This is a genomic window from Vibrio profundum, assembly GCF_050337555.1.
In the GTDB taxonomy this organism is placed as follows: domain Bacteria; phylum Pseudomonadota; class Gammaproteobacteria; order Enterobacterales; family Vibrionaceae; genus Vibrio; species Vibrio profundum.
The window spans coordinates 276,573-292,811 of the sequence record NZ_JAKJTA010000003.1; the positions used below are offsets into that span (position 1 = coordinate 276,573).

Here is a 16,239-nt window from a genome sequence, read left to right on the forward strand (position 1 = left end):
ACGCAAAAGAAAAGGGCTGATGATTCAGCCCTATCTTGTATCTATAACAGCAATAAGTTTATTTAGAAGCTGTAGCTGTATTGGACGCCCGTCACGACTGCGTCTGCATTGGTGACAGCTGTTATTTTTGGATACTCTGAAATTGTTTCAGATTCGCTGACATTGGTATCTTTGCCCATAACATAGGCAATGCCAAAGTCGATGGTATGGTGTTTGCTGAAGTGGTAACTCACGCCCGTCGTGAACCATTGGCGATCTGAATCTGGTACCGATATTGAGGTTAACTGATCTTGAGCAGAAGTATCATACATATAGCCAGCGCGTAAAGTCCATGCTTTACTTAAGTAGTAGGTGCCGCCAATGGCATAATGCCAGCTGTCCTTCCATTGGTATTCCTTAAGAGTGAAGTTAGTGCCATTAATACTACTGTCGTTTGCATTTAGCCTTTTAAATACGCTCCAATCGGTCCATTGAATGGAGTAATGGAGTGCAAATTTGCTATCTTGGAACTTATGATAGCCAGAAAACTCTGCAAAACTTGGAAGAGCTAGTTTGGTGTTGTCATAATGGTTAAATTCCAAAACGCTGACGGTACCCTTGGCCGTTATTTCTGGGCTATAGTGATAGTCTAATCCAAAGCGTGTATTTTTATCGACTTCATAAACCATGCCTGCATTCCAGCCAATGCCAGTACCTTTGGCATCAACATCGGTTAGTACCGTTGGTCCGTTGCCCGCATACCGGTGGAGTTTACCGTCGCCTTGGATGAAATCTAAACCAGCTCCAAAAGAAAAATGCTCGTTTAAGCGGTAGGATGTAGTGAGGGCATAATCAATACTTTTAACTTCAGTTTTACCACCAAATTGACTTGGCCCACTAGGGCTAGTTCTCCCCCAGTTGTCAGGAAAGTCATTTTTTATACCGAAGTTGGAGTAGACGCCAGCACCAAATGCCCAAGTATCATTTAGACGATACACATAATAGATATTAGGTACAGGAGTACCTTCACCGTTGTGGGCACTATCTACATTTTCCGAACTTCCTGCGGAAGGGTGAAATTGAACGTCCTTTATATGTATCGAGGTGTTAACTATGCTCACACCAGTAGAAAACTGAGATGACTTAAATAGTGCCATTGCCGCTGGGTTTTTCGCCATTACCGACGCATTGTCAGCAATAACGCCATCACCTGCAAAGGCGCGGCCTAGACCAGTGGCGGATTGGGCGTCCAGCTGGAAACCTGACGCCACAGCATGTTGGGAGGCAAGGGTTAGTGCCACTGCCAGTATCGATTTTTTATACAAACGAGAGTGTTCCATTGGAGCTTTTCCTTTTGTTAACTTTTCGCAAGCTCACCTCTAACGGGTGATTATTTAAACAAATGTTTGAAGGTGGAAAATCAGTATACTTATTAGAGCTCTGACCACTAGATCAGATCTTGCAAAATTTAACATTTTGTTAACTGAGTAGTTAAATGCTGTTAAATTAAACAGGCGTTTAGAGTTTTAGCTCTAAACGCCTGTTTTAATTCGAAGTCTGAGAAAGCGCGCTATCATATAGTATTCTGATAGTTAGCGCACTTATTTAGGCGGGGTGGATAATGTTGGCAATTTGTTGCGCGATGTGTTCGACGTTTTCTCCTTGTTGGCCAACAATAATTAAACTGCTGTTACCAATAGGTTTTACTACGCCAGACATACCTTGCTTGTTGAAATCGATGTTTTGCTTGCTCGCAACGTTGGTGACAAATAAGGTTACTTTGCCTTTTTTGCCTTGGAACACCATATGCAAGGCATTCGATTGGCCAAAGCCGCAGTGGTTCAGGTAATACACGTGATAAGGGAAAGGCTTATCAAATTGATAGGCGAACGGTGACAGCTTGGCATTGATTTGCTGGTTGGTGACTTTCTCATCAATTTTGTCGACAAACGGATATTCATCAATCACGTGCTGCATGGCCGTGTGCTCCAAGCTTGCTTGCGCAGGAGAAACCAATAGGTTCCCCCAATGAATTTGCCCAGCGACTAGGCCCACCACAAACGCAACCGACGCGGCCATCGCCATTGAGCGCCTTGCGAAATTTGGCTTCACAACTTTGCCTGTTTCTGCGGAACTTTGGTTAAACAAAATGCGATCGGCGAGATCGTCCGGCACCGACACATTCAGGGCGTTGGCAATTTGGCTGTCTAACTCCAATATGTCGTCGGTAAGCTTGGCGTTGGCCTCACTGCGTTCGATCGCCGCTTTAATGTCGTTGTTACGATGTTTTGGGTCCGACATAATTTGGCGGCGAAACTCTAGATCATCCATTTTTTTGCCCCCTGTTATCTTGTGAGTCCAGTCTGTCTTTCAACTGATTGCGCGCGCGAAAGAGTCTGGTCATCACAGTGTTTTTGTTTAACTCAAGGATCTTGCCGATCTCTTCGCCGCTAAAACCGCCCACCACCTGTAAAAACAGTGGCTCGCGATATTCGACGTCAAGTTTCATGATTTGCGCTTGCACCCATTCAGTTTGATGATGAGGATCATCGCTGACTTTAGCTTCATTGCCATGATCATCAATATCCACCAAATCGAACTGTTTGCGCTCAAAGCGCCGCGCATTTTCTCGCCGCAAAATGGTGATTAACCAAGATTTCGCGGCTTTTTCATCCAGCAAGCTGTCGAGAGATTTCCATGCCCTTAGGCAAGTTTCCTGCACCAAGTCTTCGGCGATGCTTTTGTCTTTACAGAGCCAAAAAGCATAGCGGAATAAATCTCGGTGATAGGCTCTGACGAGCGCTTCGTATTTTCTTTGTCTGTCCATATCTAAACTGACCGAGGTATTTGGTTTTTTATTTCCAAATAATTTTCCTATCGCCACTTGAGCCTCCAATTTGCTCTAAATTTACGCGTCGTTAATAGCCAGTATTATATACCCAGTTGCCTCAATGGATATATCCGATACAAAGTGAAAGGGGAGCAGAACTTCACACTAAAGTTGATCTAGTTCAAAAGCTTTTGATGAGTGAAGAGTATAGTGACTTTGTCATCTGGTTTACCGAGAGGTGAACTGTAAGCAGGGTGATGCTTCATTGGAAGGCTGACTTTACTTTCTTGAATCGGGATACTGATTTTTTGCGATATGATTGCGCATGATTCCAGCCACACGCTAGTTTAGCCGTGTGGCTTTTTTCTGTGCTGAAGGTAGTTCGGTAGAGTTTGAGTGGACGTCAATTACCAGCTTGGCGCACCATAGTGCACATCGGTCAGCAGTTTATTGATGTTCTTTACTTCGGCGATGGATTTCTTTTCCACCATCAGAGTATGTTTCCCACCTTGCAGGTAAGGCGCATCGTGACCGAAGGTAATGACTTCATCCTCGTTACCCGTCGCCATGGCAACATGGGCGAAGTATTTGGCTCCTTTCCCTTTTGCTGAGAAAAATACGATGTCTCCTCGATTGGGAGGGTTGGAGAAAAAACTCATTTTCGTGAGACCTTGATGCAACCAAGCGTCTGGCGTTCCATCATTCATGCCACTTTGCATTTGATTGATGATCAAATCTCCTGCCTCATCTTTGTCTAGTCGACCCGTTTCGATTCCGGCTGCGATGGGGAGATGGAAACAACACAATCCGCAAGTCATAAATTCTGGGCGCTGATTATTGGCACTTGAAGTCACCCAATGGTGGAATCCTCCCGTGCCTGCGGCAATCCACTTAAAACCAAAGTTTTCAAATTGCTCAAGTTTTCTTGTTACCACTTCACTCATTGTTGCTCTCCCTAGTTAACCAATGATTTTCTCGCTGTGCTCGTTTGGTTTGAATTCAGCTGATTTTAAACTGAGGTGTATTTTCAGTCTAAAGAGAGCAGAAGGTGAAACAAAATGTACATGTGTGAAAAAGTTAACTGGGTAGGGGTTTTATGCCAATCAAAGATCGCGAATGAGGGATAGAGTCATAGTTTTGCGTATGTCATCGCACGAGAAGGATTATCTTTGGATGGTGGCGTACAGTGGGGAAGTGCTTTTTCCTTGAGCTTTGCCTGTCTATGTCACGTTTGCTGACACCGTTATTTGAATGAGGTAACATTTTAATTACAATGCATTCAGGTCAGACCTCTTAATTTTGAAGGAGAAAAAATGGGCACGCAGGAATTAAAGACTCGTTCAGGGGAACGAGTAGCGATAGTGGCTGGATTAAGAACGCCATTTGCCCGGCAGAGCACTGAGTTTAGTCAGGTTCCCGCAGTCGATTTAGGGAAAATGGTCGTCAGTGAGATGTTGGCGCGTGTTGATGTCGATCCTGCTGTGATCGATCAACTAGTGTTTGGCCAAGTCATACAAATGCCAGAAGCACCGAATATCGCTCGTGAGATTGTGCTTGGAACAGGAATGAACATCCATACCGACGCCTACAGTGTGACTCGCGCTTGTGCGACAAGTTTTCAGTCGGCTGTGAATGTAGCAGAAAGCATTATGGCAGGCACCATCGATGTTGGGATTGCGGGAGGCGCTGATTCTTCTTCTGTGCTCCCTATAGGCGTATCGAAAAAGCTGGCTGCCAACCTATTGGCTCTGAGCAAAGCAAAATCGATGACGCAAAAGCTCAAGATTTTAAAAACACTGTCTTTTAAAGACTTGATGCCAGTGCCCCCCGCGGTAGCCGAATATTCCACAGGCCTATCGATGGGGCAAACCGCTGAACAAATGGCGAAGAGCCATAGTATTAGCCGTGAAGAACAAGATAGTTTGGCGCATCGCTCGCATACTTTAGCCGCTGAGGCGTGGAAAGATGGAAAAATTGCAGGCGAAGTGATGACTGCCTTTCCCGAACCGTATAAAAAATGGATCAGTCAAGACAACAATATTCGCTTAGACTCGACTTTGCAGAGCTATGCTAAGTTGCGCCCGGCTTTCGACCGCCGTTATGGCAGTGTCACTGCAGCGAATAGCACACCGCTAACCGATGGAGCCGCGGCGGTGCTTATGATGCGTGAAGGCCGAGCGAAAGAGCTTGGTCTGGAGATTCTTGGTTACATTCGCTCTTACGCGTTTTCGGCAATAGGCGTCGAGAAAGATATGTTAATGGGGCCGTCTTACGCAACGCCGCTCGCTTTAGAAAGAGCGGGCATTGGTTTATCGGATCTCGATCTGATTGATATGCATGAAGCCTTTGCAGCGCAGACACTCGCCAATGTAAAAATGTTTGCTAGCGAAAAATTCGCTCGGGAAAAATTAGGACGTTCACAAGCTATTGGCGAAATAGATATGGATAAATTTAACGTATTGGGTGGATCTCTTGCTTATGGTCACCCTTTTGCCGCAACCGGAGCGCGCATGATGACGCAGACTTTACGTGAGCTTAAGCGCAGAGGCGGAGGCTTAGCGCTTAATACAGCGTGTGCAGCAGGTGGTCTTGGCGCGGCAATGGTTTTGGAGGTGGAATAATGGATAAGCAACAAGCGTTTAGTTTAACAATCGATGATTCAAATCTTGCTTGGCTTGCTATCGATGTTCCCGGCGAAAAGATGAATACCTTACAGGCGGAGTTCGCCGAGCAAATGGAAGGTATCTTTCAGCAATTAAAAGACCATCGTGCGCAGGTAAAAGGGGTGATAGTCCATTCTCTGAAGCCAGACAACTTTGTAGCCGGCGCAGACGTGCGAATGCTGGACGCGTGTCAAAATGCGAGTGAGGCGGAAGGCTTAGCCAAGCAAGGGCAAAGGATGTTCCAAGAGCTGTCTGAGCTGCCTTATCCTGTGGTCGCAGCGATTCATGGACCGTGTTTGGGGGGCGGACTTGAATTGGCTCTAGCCTGTGATTATCGAGTGTGTACCGATTCTGATATCACGAAACTCGGTTTGCCGGAAGTTCAGCTGGGTTTGTTGCCGGGTTCAGGCGGTACACAGCGCCTGCCAAGGTTAATCGGCCTGTTGCCTTCCCTTGATATGATTCTAACGGGTAAGCAAGTTAGAGCGAAGAAAGCCCAAAAGCTTGGGATTGTTGATGAATGCGTTTCTGAGGATGTCTTACTCGATGTTGCTAAGGATATTGTCGAGAAGCGCAGTAAACATCGACATGGTAAAGGAAAGGGCTCGCTCAAAGAAAAGATGATTGCTGAGACTAACCTTGGCCGTAAATTTATATTTGAACAAGCGCAGAAAAAGACCCAAGCCAAGACGCGCGGCAATTATCCTGCGGCTAGCGCTATTTTAGATGTGATTCGCCTTGGTCTAGAAAAAGGGTTTGGTGAAGGGCAGAAATACGAAGCTGAACGATTTGGTCAGCTGGTGATGACGCCAGAATCAAAAGCGCTGCGCTCTATCTTTTTCGCGACCACGGAAATGAAAAAAGATAACGGCAGTGACGCCAAGCCCAAGTCAGTGAAAAGAGTCGGTGTGTTGGGTGGTGGCTTGATGGGCGCAGGCATTAGTCATGTTAGTGTCGCGAAAGCAAAAGTGCCAGTTCGGGTTAAAGATGTCTCGAACGATGGCGTGCTGAACGCACTTAACTACAACTTCAAGCTTTTTGAAAAGCAGCGTAAGCGTCGTATCTTGTCGAAAGCTCAGCTGCAAAAGAACATGTTAATGATGGCCGGAGGAACCGACTTTACGGGTTACCAACACACAGATTTAGTTATCGAAGCGGTATTTGAAGACTTATCTTTGAAGCAAGAAATGATTGCCGATATTGAAAGCAACGCTAATCCGCAGACCATTTTTGCAACGAATACGTCGTCGTTACCGATTAGTCAGATTGCCGAGCGCGCTGAGCGTCCGGAAAACGTGGTTGGTTTACACTATTTTAGCCCAGTTGACAAAATGCCTTTGGTTGAAGTGATTCCACATGAAGGCACGTCTGATGAGACTATTTCTACCGTGGTTGAGTTTGCTCGCAAGCAAGGTAAAACACCGATAGTTGTGAAAGATAGGGCAGGGTTTTATGTGAACCGTATTTTGGCCCCTTATTTGAGTCAGGCAGCGGCGTTGTTGATGGAAGGCGAACCTATTGACAGGCTAGATTCAGCGCTACTTAATTTTGGCTTCCCTGTTGGGCCAGTTACTTTGTTAGACGAGGTAGGCGTCGATGTTGCGGCTAAGATTAACCCAATCTTGGTGGCTGAATTAGGCGAGCGTTTTAAAGGACCTGATGTGTTCGATGTCTTGCTCAATGACGACCGAAAAGGCCGTAAAAGTGGTAAAGGCTTCTACAGTTATAAAGGCAAGAAAAAGCAAGTGGATAAATCCGTTTACAAACTGCTTAACTTAACTCCAGAGGCCAAATTAGCCGAGCAAGACATTGCGATGCGTTGTGTGCTGCCAATGCTCAACGAAGCAGTACGTTGTTTAGATGAACAGCTTATTGCCAGTGCACGAGATGGTGACATTGGAGCAATTTTTGGTATTGGTTTCCCACCATTCTTGGGTGGGCCGTTCCGCTATATGGATCAGATGGGCGTGAAAGCTCTAGTTGAAACGATGAATCAATACGCTCAGCAATATGGACCATTGTTTGCGCCTTGTGATGGGCTATTAACTCGCGCAGGGCTCGATAAGTCATTTTATTAGTTTTGTTGTGCTAGGGATGTTTGGCGAGCCGGTATAGGCTCGCCTTTTTTGTATGAGAGCGTAATACTTTTACTAGTTGCAACCAGCCATGGCCAAGTTCAAGTCGTAGGAATGATTAGATAGTTAATAGAATTGGTATTAATATAGCCGGCGAAAGTAAAGCATATATAACAATAGATAAGGAACTTAAATGGACGCATTAGACTTGTTGTTAAAGCGCCGTTCAATTGCCAAGTTAGCCGCGCCGGCGCCTGAAGGCATTGCTTTGGAAAACATCATTCAAGCGGGCCTACGTGCACCGGATCATGCTGGTTTAACGCCATGGAAATTTGTCATTTCTCAAGGTGAAGGTTTGCAAAAACTGGCTGACATTCTGGTGGATGCAGCGAAATCGGAAGGGGCGGAGCCAGCGGTCATTAAAAAGCTGAGTAATGCACCTTTTCGTGCGCCTATGGTGATTACTGTTATCGCTAAAGTGACCGATCACCCTAAAGTTCCAGCGATGGAGCAAGTTCTATCGGCAGGATGCGCGGTGCAGTCGATGCAAATGGCAGCCTGTGCACAAGGCTTTCAAGGTTTTTGGCGTTCAGGTGAATGGATGTTTCACCCAGAAGTACATCAAGCCTTTGGTTTGGAAGGGCAAGATGAAATTGTTGGCTTTCTTTACTTAGGGACGGCAGAATGTGAACCAATGAAAGTTCCGCAGCGCGACTTAAGCCAATTTGTCGAATATTTATAGTTATACATAGAGTTAAATATTCTTCATCTCGTTAGGTATACCCTATCATTTAAAAGGCCGACACTGAGTGTCGGCCTTTTCGGTAAATCTTATTTATGATGCCAGTGGAAACCTAAATTTTATAGGCAATGACAAAGTCGATAAATAGGCGTACTTTTTCAGGCAAGTGATCTTTGTGATTATAGAGCATATAAATGTCACGCGGGTTGGCACTCCATTCTTCTAATACTCGTACAAGATCGCCACTTTCAATATATTCCAGTAACATCACATCGGGCATCAAGGTGATACCTAGGCCTTGAGAACATGCTGTGCGAACCACATCCAAGGTGTTGGCTTGAAAGCGTCCTTTATCGTTATTGACGATAGATTCCCCTGAGCCATTGGTGAGTTGCCATTTAAGCAGTGGGTGGCCTTTTAACAAAGAATGATTGTGTAGGTCTTCCGCATGCTTCGGCACTGGGTTATTCGCTAAATAGTCTGGGCTAGCGACTAATATATCCTTTACTTCATTGATTTTTCGAGCAATTAAGCTGGAATCTCGCTGGGGGCCAACTCGGAAAATAACGTCCCATTCCGTTGGGTCAAGTTGATCAGCATGATTGCTGGTAGTCAGCTCGATGTTGATGTCGGGATAGTTTTTCATGAACTCATTGAACATCGGCATCATGGTGCGCTTGGTTAAGTTCGATGGCGCTGAAATTTTAATTTTACCGGCAGCCCCACGGCACTCATCTGTGAGTTCTTCTGCAGTGACGGATAGTCGCTGTAAGAGTGGGGAACACTCTTGGAAAAATCGCTCGCCAGCCTCTGTTAATGACAATTTGCGCGCGTGTCGGTTCAACAGGCGTAAATTGAGAGAATCCTCTAATGCTTGCACGCGTCGGGTAATGGTCGCGACCGGGATCATGGTTTTTCGAGATGTGGCGGTATAGCTTCCATTTTCTACAACTAGCCTAAATAAGTTGAGATCATCTAATTTCATTGTTCCAGACACATTTTATTGCAAATTGACGTAACCTATATGTATATCAGAACTTGCGCCGAGAGTCACATTAACTTGCTCTGAATGCTATCATTTCCATATATATAGTATGTCCAGTCGCCAAAAAGCCGCAGATTTGTATAAATTATGATTTCTGACTACTGTTAAAAGAGTGCTTGAAAAAAATAATAAAACGATAATTTACATTTAATGAGACGTAAGAGGCGAAAGCTTATGTATGGAACTCATAATACGGCTACTGTGGACTCGGTTAAAGTTTTGGAAAATCAAAAACTTATCATGTTGGTGGATGACGACCCAATTTTTCGTCGAGTGACAGGGGGCTATTTATCTGCTCAAGGTTACGAAGTAATGGAAGCAGAAAATGGCTTGGATGGACTCAAAAAACTGCGTAGTGCAGAACCAGATTTAGTTTTATGTGACTTGGCAATGCCTGTTTTAGATGGCATTGAGTTTGTTGAAGAAGTAAGCTTGGAATACCCTTCCTTGCCACTGATTGTGGTGTCAGCCACAGAAGACATGTCGGACGTGGCCAAAGCGCTTCGATACGGCATCAAAGACTTTTTGCCAAAACCGATTGGCAACCATGAAAACTTAACCTGCGCCATTGAAAATACTCTAGACGACACCTTTAATCACCTTGCGGACCAAAGAGACTTTTCTAGTCAATGGTTTAGGGTTGATGCTGGTGATATGCCTGAAGAGCAAGAGCTTCACTGGCACTTGGATTTTTTGCAGCAAAATCCTAACGCAGCAAGAGATTTGCTTCATGCACTTCTCCCTGAAAAAGACACCTCACAGGGTGCTTGGAAGTGTGGCTATCGCTTGCTCCAATCCGCAGACCTCATGCCACTCGTCTTTGATTATGCTTGGTTAATGAACGGTCAGTTTGCGTTTTATCTGGTGGATTCTGACTCCGAAGGCGGCAAAGGCGTCGCATCGACCTTGTTAGTGCGAGCGCTATTCCACGATTATTTGCGCAATCTAAAAAGCTTCAACGCCGATCTAAAAGATATGGCCGAGCTGTTGGAAAAAGGCATTGCTTGTTCAGATTGCGCCAGCCCTGTCAAAGGGTTATTTGGCATTGCGGACTTAGCAGAAGGTACCGTTTCGGTTTTACCGGCTGGTATTGATGCCCAGTGGTCTAATGGATACATCAACCAACATATATCGGCGGGATTAAGTTTAGGTGAGAATTGTGTTCGCAATTTTATGGTGATGGATTTACCAATCAATGAAGCGGGGCAATTGTCGCTAGGGCGGATCGGTTCAAGTAGCTTTAGCCTAGACATTCATAAACTGGTCACAGCCTAACAAACGTATGTCTTAGTGACAGAGCCTGTTTATGAGCTAGGTGATCGGGTTTGATCTATTTAGGCAGCAAAGACCCTAAAAGTGGCAGAGTAGATTTATTCGACTCAGCCGCTTTTTGGCGTTCATTTTGTGTAAGAGCGCATAAAGGTACCAAGCTGGTATCGTGGCCCTAGTTCAGGGTATGGTGTCATGATTCACTACCTTGAAGAAATGCAGTATCAACGGGTAAGGAAATATGGTTCGGCGAATACTATTGAACGTGTGTGGCATTCTCAGCTTAGTGCTGGGCATTATAGGTTCCTTCCTTCCTTTATTACCAACCACACCTTTTGTATTGCTAGCAAGTGCCTGTTTTATTAAAGCAAGCCCCCGCTTACATGCTTGGTTGCACACCCACCGCCTTTTTGGCCCTATTCTAGTCAATTGGCAACAACATAGAGCCGTCAGCCCTCAGGTAAAAAAAGAGGTGCCGTCTTTATAGTGGCCAGTTTTATGGTCTCTATTTGGTATGTGCCTCACCTCGGACTGAAAGTTGGGCTATTTTGCATGCTAGTCGTACTGCTTTACTGGTTTATACGGCTGCCAACACATTCGCTGGTTGCGGACAGAGAAGAAAATCACTAGCATTAGGCAGAGATATGCCCGCTCACAAGTGAAAGGTAAATTAAGCTCTGAGCGCAGGTGGCTGGCACAACCGTGTTAGCCAGAGATAACCCCTTATTGCTGAGCGAGTTCGCGCGCTAGACTCGCCCATTAAGAGCAGCCAACGGAAGTAACATAAATTATGACTACCGATACGATTTCTTTGATCCGAGAAAACATCAAGACTATTCCAGATTACCCGAAAGCTGGTATTTTGTTTCGTGATGTCACGAGCCTGTTGGAGAACGCTTCAGCATATCAAGCAACGATTCAGCTTCTAGTGGAAAAATATCAAGACCAAGGTATTACTAAAGTCGTGGGTACTGAAGCCCGAGGTTTTTTGTTCGGCGCGCCGTTGGCCCTGGAACTGGGTGTTGGGTTTGTTCCTGTACGTAAACCGGGCAAGTTGCCACGCCAAACTATTTCTCAGCCGTATGAACTTGAGTATGGTACCGATGTCTTGGAAATCCATACCGATGCGATTAACCAGGGCGACAAAGTATTATTGGTCGATGATCTTCTTGCAACTGGCGGCACCATTGAAGCCACCACTAAGCTAGTGCGTGAACTTGGTGGCGTGGTGGATGACGCTGCATTTGTTATTAATTTACCAGAGCTTAAAGGCGAGACTCGTTTGCAAGCAATGGGATTGGATGTTTACAGCATCTGTGAGTTTGACGGTCATTAATTTGATCTGGGGTTAGGAATTTTAATGAGTTACCTTGCATTAGCGCGGAAGTGGCGGCCAACGAAGTTTAACGAGGTTGTTGGCCAATCTCATGTTTTAACAGCGTTGGAAAATGCGTTAACACAAAATCGTTTGCATCATGCTTACCTTTTTAGTGGCACTCGAGGCGTTGGTAAAACGACGATCGGCCGGCTATTAGCAAAAGGGCTGAACTGTGAAACGGGGATCACGGCGTCACCGTGCGGAGAGTGTGGTACGTGTAAAGAAATCGACGAAGGTCGATTTGTTGATTTGTTGGAAATTGATGCGGCCTCCCGTACCAAGGTAGAAGATACCCGCGACTTGCTCGACAATGTTCAATATAAGCCAGCACGTGGACGCTTCAAGGTTTACTTGATTGATGAAGTGCACATGTTATCCCGGCATAGTTTCAACGCTTTGCTAAAAACATTGGAAGAGCCGCCAGAATACGTCAAATTTTTGTTGGCGACGACTGATCCACAAAAGCTACCAGTCACGATTTTATCTCGCTGTCTGCAATTTCATTTGAAACCGATCAGTGCCGATAATATTCACCAACAACTTGATGATATTTTAGGTAAAGAGCAAATTAGCTCTGAAGCTCGTGCATTGGGGTTAATTTCTCATGCTGCTGATGGCAGTATGCGCGATGCCTTAAGCCTCACCGATCAAGCCATTGCTCTTGGTAATGGTAATGTAGAGACAAAGCTTGTCTCTCATATGCTTGGAACTTTGGATACTGATCAAGCGATTCATCTCCTTGAATCGATCAGCAGTAAGCAGCCTCAGCAAGCGATGGCACAAATTCAAGCATTTGCCGAAAATGGTGTCGACTGGGATGGCTTACTTCAGCAGCTTGCTACTCAGTTACATCGACTTGCTATGTTTCAGGCACTGCCTGCTAGCCTAGATGGTGCATCGCCAGATGCGAGCAAAATAGAACTTTTAAGTCATGCTTTATCCCCGCAAGAGATACAGCTTTACTATCAGATTGCCTTAAAAGGTCGTGAAGATTTAGCCCTGTCACCGACAGGACGAATTGGCTTAGAAATGATCGTGCTACGCATGATGGCATTCCGCCCTGCATCGGCTGTTACTGCTAACGTGATTAGCACTGAGTCGCAATCAATTACCCCTACAGCGACCAGCGGCACTTCCTCGGAACCGGTAGTGTTAGCCTCGAATGCACAGCATTCAATCCCAGCAGCAACCGAGATTGCCAGCCCGCAATCGCCTAACCCAGCTCACTTGGCAACACCGATATCAGCGCCTAGCGCTTCGGGCGATATTCCTTATTCGTCACCTATGACAGAGCCTGTGCCCCAAGAACGCCTGTCTCAACAGAATATATCTCAAGATGTTGCGCCTGAAATTGTGCCAGAGAACGTTTTTTTTGAGCGTCCTGAGTCAGTATCTGAACCAGTTCAAGCATCGCCAAACATTGAAGAAATTCCACAGCCGCGTGTGACTTCAAGTGCTGTGGGCGGCTTACGCCATCAGCTACGCTCTAAGCGAAAAGGCTTAGTGTCAAATGACAACTCAAAAGGCGAAGACGGAAAAAAGTCTAGCGCGGCACCGACTAAGCACAGCAGTGTGCTGGATCGTGTCGCACAAAAACCGCGAGGAACTATTCCGCGATTTCAGCAGTCTGACTTGATGGTAGCCCCTGAATCGGAGCAATCAGAAGAAAAAGCCGACGAGCCTTATCAATGGAAACCGATTAATCCTGTTGAAATTGAACAAAAAGTGGAACTATCACCGAGTCAGCTTAAATCTGCGCTTGATCATGTTAAAACCCCAGAAATGGCGATTAAGTTAATCGATGAGGCCGCTGAGTTAGATCCTTGGTCTGCACTGGTCTCCCGCCTTAAAACCTCTAAGTTGGTGGAGCAACTGGCGTTAAATTCCTCATATCAAAAAGAGGCGTTAAACGTAACGCTCACATTGCGCCCAGCGCAGGCTCACTTAAATAGCGATAAAGCACGGCACGAGCTTCTCGCCGCTTTGAAAAGTGTTTTAAGTGAAGCGAGCCAATTACAGGTTAATATAGGTGAAGTTGGTACTTCACCACTAGAATTAAGAGAACAGCTCTACCAAAAAAAGCTACAGTCAGCTTTGCTTAGTTTGGAGAATGACAGTAATGTTCAGTTCCTCGCTAAGCGATTCTCGGCAGAGATAGAACCAGATAGTGTTAGACCTATCTAAAGTATGTATGGGGTTGAAAAGCACTGCTTTCTCCCCCATTTAGAAGTCAATAACCATTTAATCAGAGAGATAGACATGTTTGGTAAAGGTGGCATGGGCAACTTGATGAAGCAAGCCCAGCAAATGCAAGACAAAATGCAAAAGCTTCAAGAAGAAATCGCTAATATGGAAGTGACTGGTGAGTCTGGCGCGGGCCTAGTGAAAGTAACTATCACTGGTAGCCACAGCGTACGTCGTGTAGATATCGATGAAAGCTTGATGGAAGATGACAAAGAAATGCTAGAAGACTTGATTGCTGCAGCTTTCAATGATGCTGCACGTCGCGTAGAAGAAACTCAAAAAGAAAGAATGTCTTCAGTAACAGGTGGTATGCAGCTTCCACCTGGTATGAAGATGCCATTCTAAACCCTTAGCGGTATTTCAATGCGAACCAGTCATATGCTGGAGCAATTGATGGAGGCCTTACGTTGTTTGCCTGGGGTTGGCCCCAAGTCAGCACAGCGCATGGCCTTTCATTTATTGCAGAGAGACAGAAAAGGTGGGGTTCAGTTAGCGGATGCACTGCGCCAGGCCATGACAGACATTGGCCACTGTGCCGAGTGCCGGACTTTCACGGAACAAGACGTTTGTCATATATGTAATAATTCAAAACGCCAAGATAATGGCCAACTGTGTGTTGTTGAAAGCCCTGCGGATATTGCCGCAGTGGAAGCAACCGGACAGTATTCAGGCCGCTACTTTGTTTTGATGGGACATTTGTCGCCACTCGATGGCATTGGGCCTAGTGACATTGGCTTAGATACACTCGATTTTCGCCTTGGAAGAGGGGATATTAAAGAAGTGATCTTAGCAACTAACCCAACCGTGGAAGGCGAAGCGACGGCATACTACATTGCGGATTTGTGTAAAGCACATGAAGTGAACGCAACGCGAATTGCCCATGGTGTTCCCGTTGGCGGCGAACTTGAACTGGTGGATGGCACCACGCTATCGCATTCCTTATTAGGACGTCAGCGCTTATAATTGCTTATAACGTAGTTAAGCCTTAGCAAAAATAGAGATAAAGCCGCTCATTATTAGAGTGGCTTTTTATTTCTTCGAAATGAAGTCTTCAAAATTATACCTTTGAAAGAAAGGGCTTGATCGCTTGATGTTGGCGAATTTTTCTTTAGGTGAGCTGTTCCAATTCAATCAAATTATCTAGCGCTTGCTGGTTGCTGGTACTGCAAATATCTGGGCAAGGTTTAAATGCTAGGCACACTTTAGGCCGTTCTGGCTGTTCAAAAAGCTGACACAAGTTATCATCGTTAAGTTGGATGCAGCGCTCGCCAGCTTTTTTACCGTTGGGCATACCTGGTATTACAGATGAAATACTTGGGGCAATGCAGCAAGCCCCGCAGCCTAAACGACAATCCATAAATACCCACCAAACGAACTAAAATAAAAAGACGCGCGATGATAGCAAAAAATTGTGGCGACTTGCACTTTTTCATCTAGGCAGGTATAAACCCCACTCGATATCTACCAGCAATGAGAACTCACAATGAGCGCACCTTTTTGGCAAACCACACCACTTGAGCAAATGACCGAAGAGCAATGGGAATCCCTTTGTGATGGCTGTGGCCGATGCTGCTTACATAAGCTGATAGATGAAGACAGTGATGAGCTGTATTACACCAACGTGGCATGCAGCTGGTTAAATAGCAAAACGTGCTCATGTAAAGATTACCCAAATCGATTCCAATCTGGTGAAGAGTGCTTAAAGCTGACTCGTGAGTCTATCCCTGAATTTAATTGGCTGCCTGATACCTGCGCTTACCGTCTATTAGCCGACGGTCAATCACTTCCTGAATGGCACCCGTTAGTCACCGGTTCTAAATCAGCCATGCATGCCGCTGGTGCCAGTGTACGCAATCAAGTGGTGTATGAAGTCGATGTCGTTAACTGGGAAGATCATGTCCAAAACTTACCTAAGAAAGATAAATCTGTCTAGGCAATTCTGGCTAGGAAACACGCTACCCGATTTTTAGCCGTCTAACTCTCCGTTGAATTCAAGCTATTGTGCTCTACACTC

Annotated in this window: 15 protein-coding genes and 1 pseudogene; 10 read left to right on the plus strand and 6 right to left on the minus strand. The window is 45.5% G+C overall.

Annotation, left to right across the window (positions count from 1 at the left end):
• Positions 1 to 62: 62 nt before the first annotated feature.
• The 4 genes from L4C34_RS01315 to L4C34_RS01330 all read right to left on the minus strand — a co-directional run bounded on the left by L4C34_RS01315 (position 63) and on the right by L4C34_RS01330 (position 3,753).
• A complete protein-coding gene (locus L4C34_RS01315) occupies positions 63 to 1,319 on the minus strand; it encodes an OmpP1/FadL family transporter (protein WP_428787535.1) in 1,257 nt (418 codons plus the stop codon).
• 265 nt (positions 1,320 to 1,584) lie between these two features.
• Positions 1,585 to 2,310, minus strand: a complete 726-nt coding sequence (locus L4C34_RS01320; protein ID WP_428787536.1) for a DUF3379 domain-containing protein — start codon at positions 2,308 to 2,310, stop codon at positions 1,585 to 1,587.
• The gene (locus tag L4C34_RS01325) at positions 2,303 to 2,875 is read right to left on the minus strand and encodes a sigma-70 family RNA polymerase sigma factor (protein ID WP_428787537.1); all 573 of its coding nucleotides are present in this window, start codon (positions 2,873 to 2,875) and stop codon (positions 2,303 to 2,305) included. Before L4C34_RS01325 ends, L4C34_RS01320 begins: the two co-directional genes overlap by 8 nt.
• Before the next feature lie 341 nt (positions 2,876 to 3,216).
• On the minus strand, positions 3,217 to 3,753 hold the full coding sequence (locus tag L4C34_RS01330) for a hypothetical protein (RefSeq protein WP_428787538.1): 537 nt from the start codon (positions 3,751 to 3,753) through the stop codon (positions 3,217 to 3,219).
• 369 nt (positions 3,754 to 4,122) lie between these two features.
• On the opposite strand from L4C34_RS01330, the gene fadI reads away from it, so the two are divergent.
• The 3 genes from fadI to L4C34_RS01345 all read left to right on the plus strand — a co-directional run bounded on the left by fadI (position 4,123) and on the right by L4C34_RS01345 (position 8,289).
• Positions 4,123 to 5,430 carry an acetyl-CoA C-acyltransferase FadI gene (gene fadI / locus L4C34_RS01335; protein WP_428787539.1) on the plus strand — a complete coding sequence of 436 codons (1,308 nt, stop codon included), beginning with the start codon at positions 4,123 to 4,125 and terminating at the stop codon, positions 5,428 to 5,430.
• Entirely contained in the window at positions 5,430 to 7,550 is a 2,121-nt protein-coding gene (gene fadJ, locus L4C34_RS01340) for a fatty acid oxidation complex subunit alpha FadJ (protein ID WP_428787540.1), read from the plus strand. Before fadI ends, fadJ begins: the two co-directional genes overlap by 1 nt.
• Before the next feature lie 190 nt (positions 7,551 to 7,740).
• The gene (locus L4C34_RS01345) at positions 7,741 to 8,289 is read left to right on the plus strand and encodes an NAD(P)H nitroreductase (RefSeq protein ID WP_428787541.1); all 549 of its coding nucleotides are present in this window, start codon (positions 7,741 to 7,743) and stop codon (positions 8,287 to 8,289) included.
• 112 nt (positions 8,290 to 8,401) lie between these two features.
• On the opposite strand, the gene L4C34_RS01350 is transcribed toward L4C34_RS01345, so the two are convergent.
• Positions 8,402 to 9,274, minus strand: coding sequence for a LysR family transcriptional regulator (locus L4C34_RS01350; protein ID WP_428787542.1), 873 nt, complete (start codon positions 9,272 to 9,274; stop codon positions 8,402 to 8,404).
• A gap of 234 nt (positions 9,275 to 9,508) precedes the next feature.
• Between L4C34_RS01350 and L4C34_RS01355 the strand changes: the two genes are divergently transcribed.
• From L4C34_RS01355 to recR, 6 genes and pseudogenes are all read left to right on the plus strand, one after another.
• The gene (locus L4C34_RS01355) at positions 9,509 to 10,609 is read left to right on the plus strand and encodes a response regulator (protein ID WP_428787543.1); all 1,101 of its coding nucleotides are present in this window, start codon (positions 9,509 to 9,511) and stop codon (positions 10,607 to 10,609) included.
• 235 nt (positions 10,610 to 10,844) lie between these two features.
• Positions 10,845 to 11,233: pseudogene (locus L4C34_RS01360) on the plus strand (YbaN family protein).
• Positions 11,234 to 11,393: 160 nt separating this feature from the next.
• Complete coding sequence (gene apt, locus L4C34_RS01365) at positions 11,394 to 11,939, plus strand: adenine phosphoribosyltransferase (RefSeq protein ID WP_428787544.1); 546 nt, start codon at positions 11,394 to 11,396, stop codon at positions 11,937 to 11,939.
• 24 nt (positions 11,940 to 11,963) lie between these two features.
• The gene (gene dnaX, locus L4C34_RS01370; RefSeq protein WP_428787545.1) at positions 11,964 to 14,165 is read left to right on the plus strand and encodes a DNA polymerase III subunit gamma/tau; all 2,202 of its coding nucleotides are present in this window, start codon (positions 11,964 to 11,966) and stop codon (positions 14,163 to 14,165) included.
• Positions 14,166 to 14,240: 75 nt separating this feature from the next.
• Positions 14,241 to 14,570, plus strand: coding sequence for a YbaB/EbfC family nucleoid-associated protein (locus L4C34_RS01375; protein ID WP_428787546.1), 330 nt, complete (start codon positions 14,241 to 14,243; stop codon positions 14,568 to 14,570).
• Between the two features lie 18 nt (positions 14,571 to 14,588).
• On the plus strand, positions 14,589 to 15,188 hold the full coding sequence (gene recR / locus L4C34_RS01380; RefSeq protein ID WP_428787547.1) for a recombination mediator RecR: 600 nt from the start codon (positions 14,589 to 14,591) through the stop codon (positions 15,186 to 15,188).
• Between the two features lie 145 nt (positions 15,189 to 15,333).
• On the opposite strand, the gene L4C34_RS01385 is transcribed toward recR, so the two are convergent.
• A complete protein-coding gene (locus L4C34_RS01385; protein ID WP_428787548.1) occupies positions 15,334 to 15,582 on the minus strand; it encodes a YkgJ family cysteine cluster protein in 249 nt (82 codons plus the stop codon).
• A gap of 126 nt (positions 15,583 to 15,708) precedes the next feature.
• Here L4C34_RS01385 and L4C34_RS01390 point away from each other — a divergent pair, with 126 nt between their 5' ends.
• Complete coding sequence (locus L4C34_RS01390; protein WP_428787549.1) at positions 15,709 to 16,158, plus strand: YcgN family cysteine cluster protein; 450 nt, start codon at positions 15,709 to 15,711, stop codon at positions 16,156 to 16,158.
• Positions 16,159 to 16,239: the final 81 nt, after the last annotated feature.

What these genes read in the sequence shown, in the direction of transcription:
- recR (WP_428787547.1), top strand. Translation starts at nt 14,589, where the DNA reads ATGCGAACCAGTCATATGCTGGAGCAATTGATGGAGGCCTTACGTTGT.
- L4C34_RS01345 (WP_428787541.1), top strand. Translation starts at nt 7,741, where the DNA reads ATGGACGCATTAGACTTGTTGTTAAAGCGCCGTTCAATTGCCAAGTTA.
- apt (WP_428787544.1), top strand. Translation starts at nt 11,394, where the DNA reads ATGACTACCGATACGATTTCTTTGATCCGAGAAAACATCAAGACTATT.
- fadI (WP_428787539.1), top strand. Translation starts at nt 4,123, where the DNA reads ATGGGCACGCAGGAATTAAAGACTCGTTCAGGGGAACGAGTAGCGATA.
- L4C34_RS01390 (WP_428787549.1), top strand. Translation starts at nt 15,709, where the DNA reads ATGAGCGCACCTTTTTGGCAAACCACACCACTTGAGCAAATGACCGAA.
- L4C34_RS01350 (WP_428787542.1), bottom strand. Translation starts at nt 9,274, where the DNA reads ATGAAATTAGATGATCTCAACTTATTTAGGCTAGTTGTAGAAAATGGA.
- L4C34_RS01315 (WP_428787535.1), bottom strand. Translation starts at nt 1,319, where the DNA reads ATGGAACACTCTCGTTTGTATAAAAAATCGATACTGGCAGTGGCACTA.
- L4C34_RS01355 (WP_428787543.1), top strand. Translation starts at nt 9,509, where the DNA reads ATGTATGGAACTCATAATACGGCTACTGTGGACTCGGTTAAAGTTTTG.
- L4C34_RS01330 (WP_428787538.1), bottom strand. Translation starts at nt 3,753, where the DNA reads ATGAGTGAAGTGGTAACAAGAAAACTTGAGCAATTTGAAAACTTTGGT.
- dnaX (WP_428787545.1), top strand. Translation starts at nt 11,964, where the DNA reads ATGAGTTACCTTGCATTAGCGCGGAAGTGGCGGCCAACGAAGTTTAAC.
- L4C34_RS01385 (WP_428787548.1), bottom strand. Translation starts at nt 15,582, where the DNA reads ATGGATTGTCGTTTAGGCTGCGGGGCTTGCTGCATTGCCCCAAGTATT.
- L4C34_RS01375 (WP_428787546.1), top strand. Translation starts at nt 14,241, where the DNA reads ATGTTTGGTAAAGGTGGCATGGGCAACTTGATGAAGCAAGCCCAGCAA.
- L4C34_RS01320 (WP_428787536.1), bottom strand. Translation starts at nt 2,310, where the DNA reads ATGGATGATCTAGAGTTTCGCCGCCAAATTATGTCGGACCCAAAACAT.
- fadJ (WP_428787540.1), top strand. Translation starts at nt 5,430, where the DNA reads ATGGATAAGCAACAAGCGTTTAGTTTAACAATCGATGATTCAAATCTT.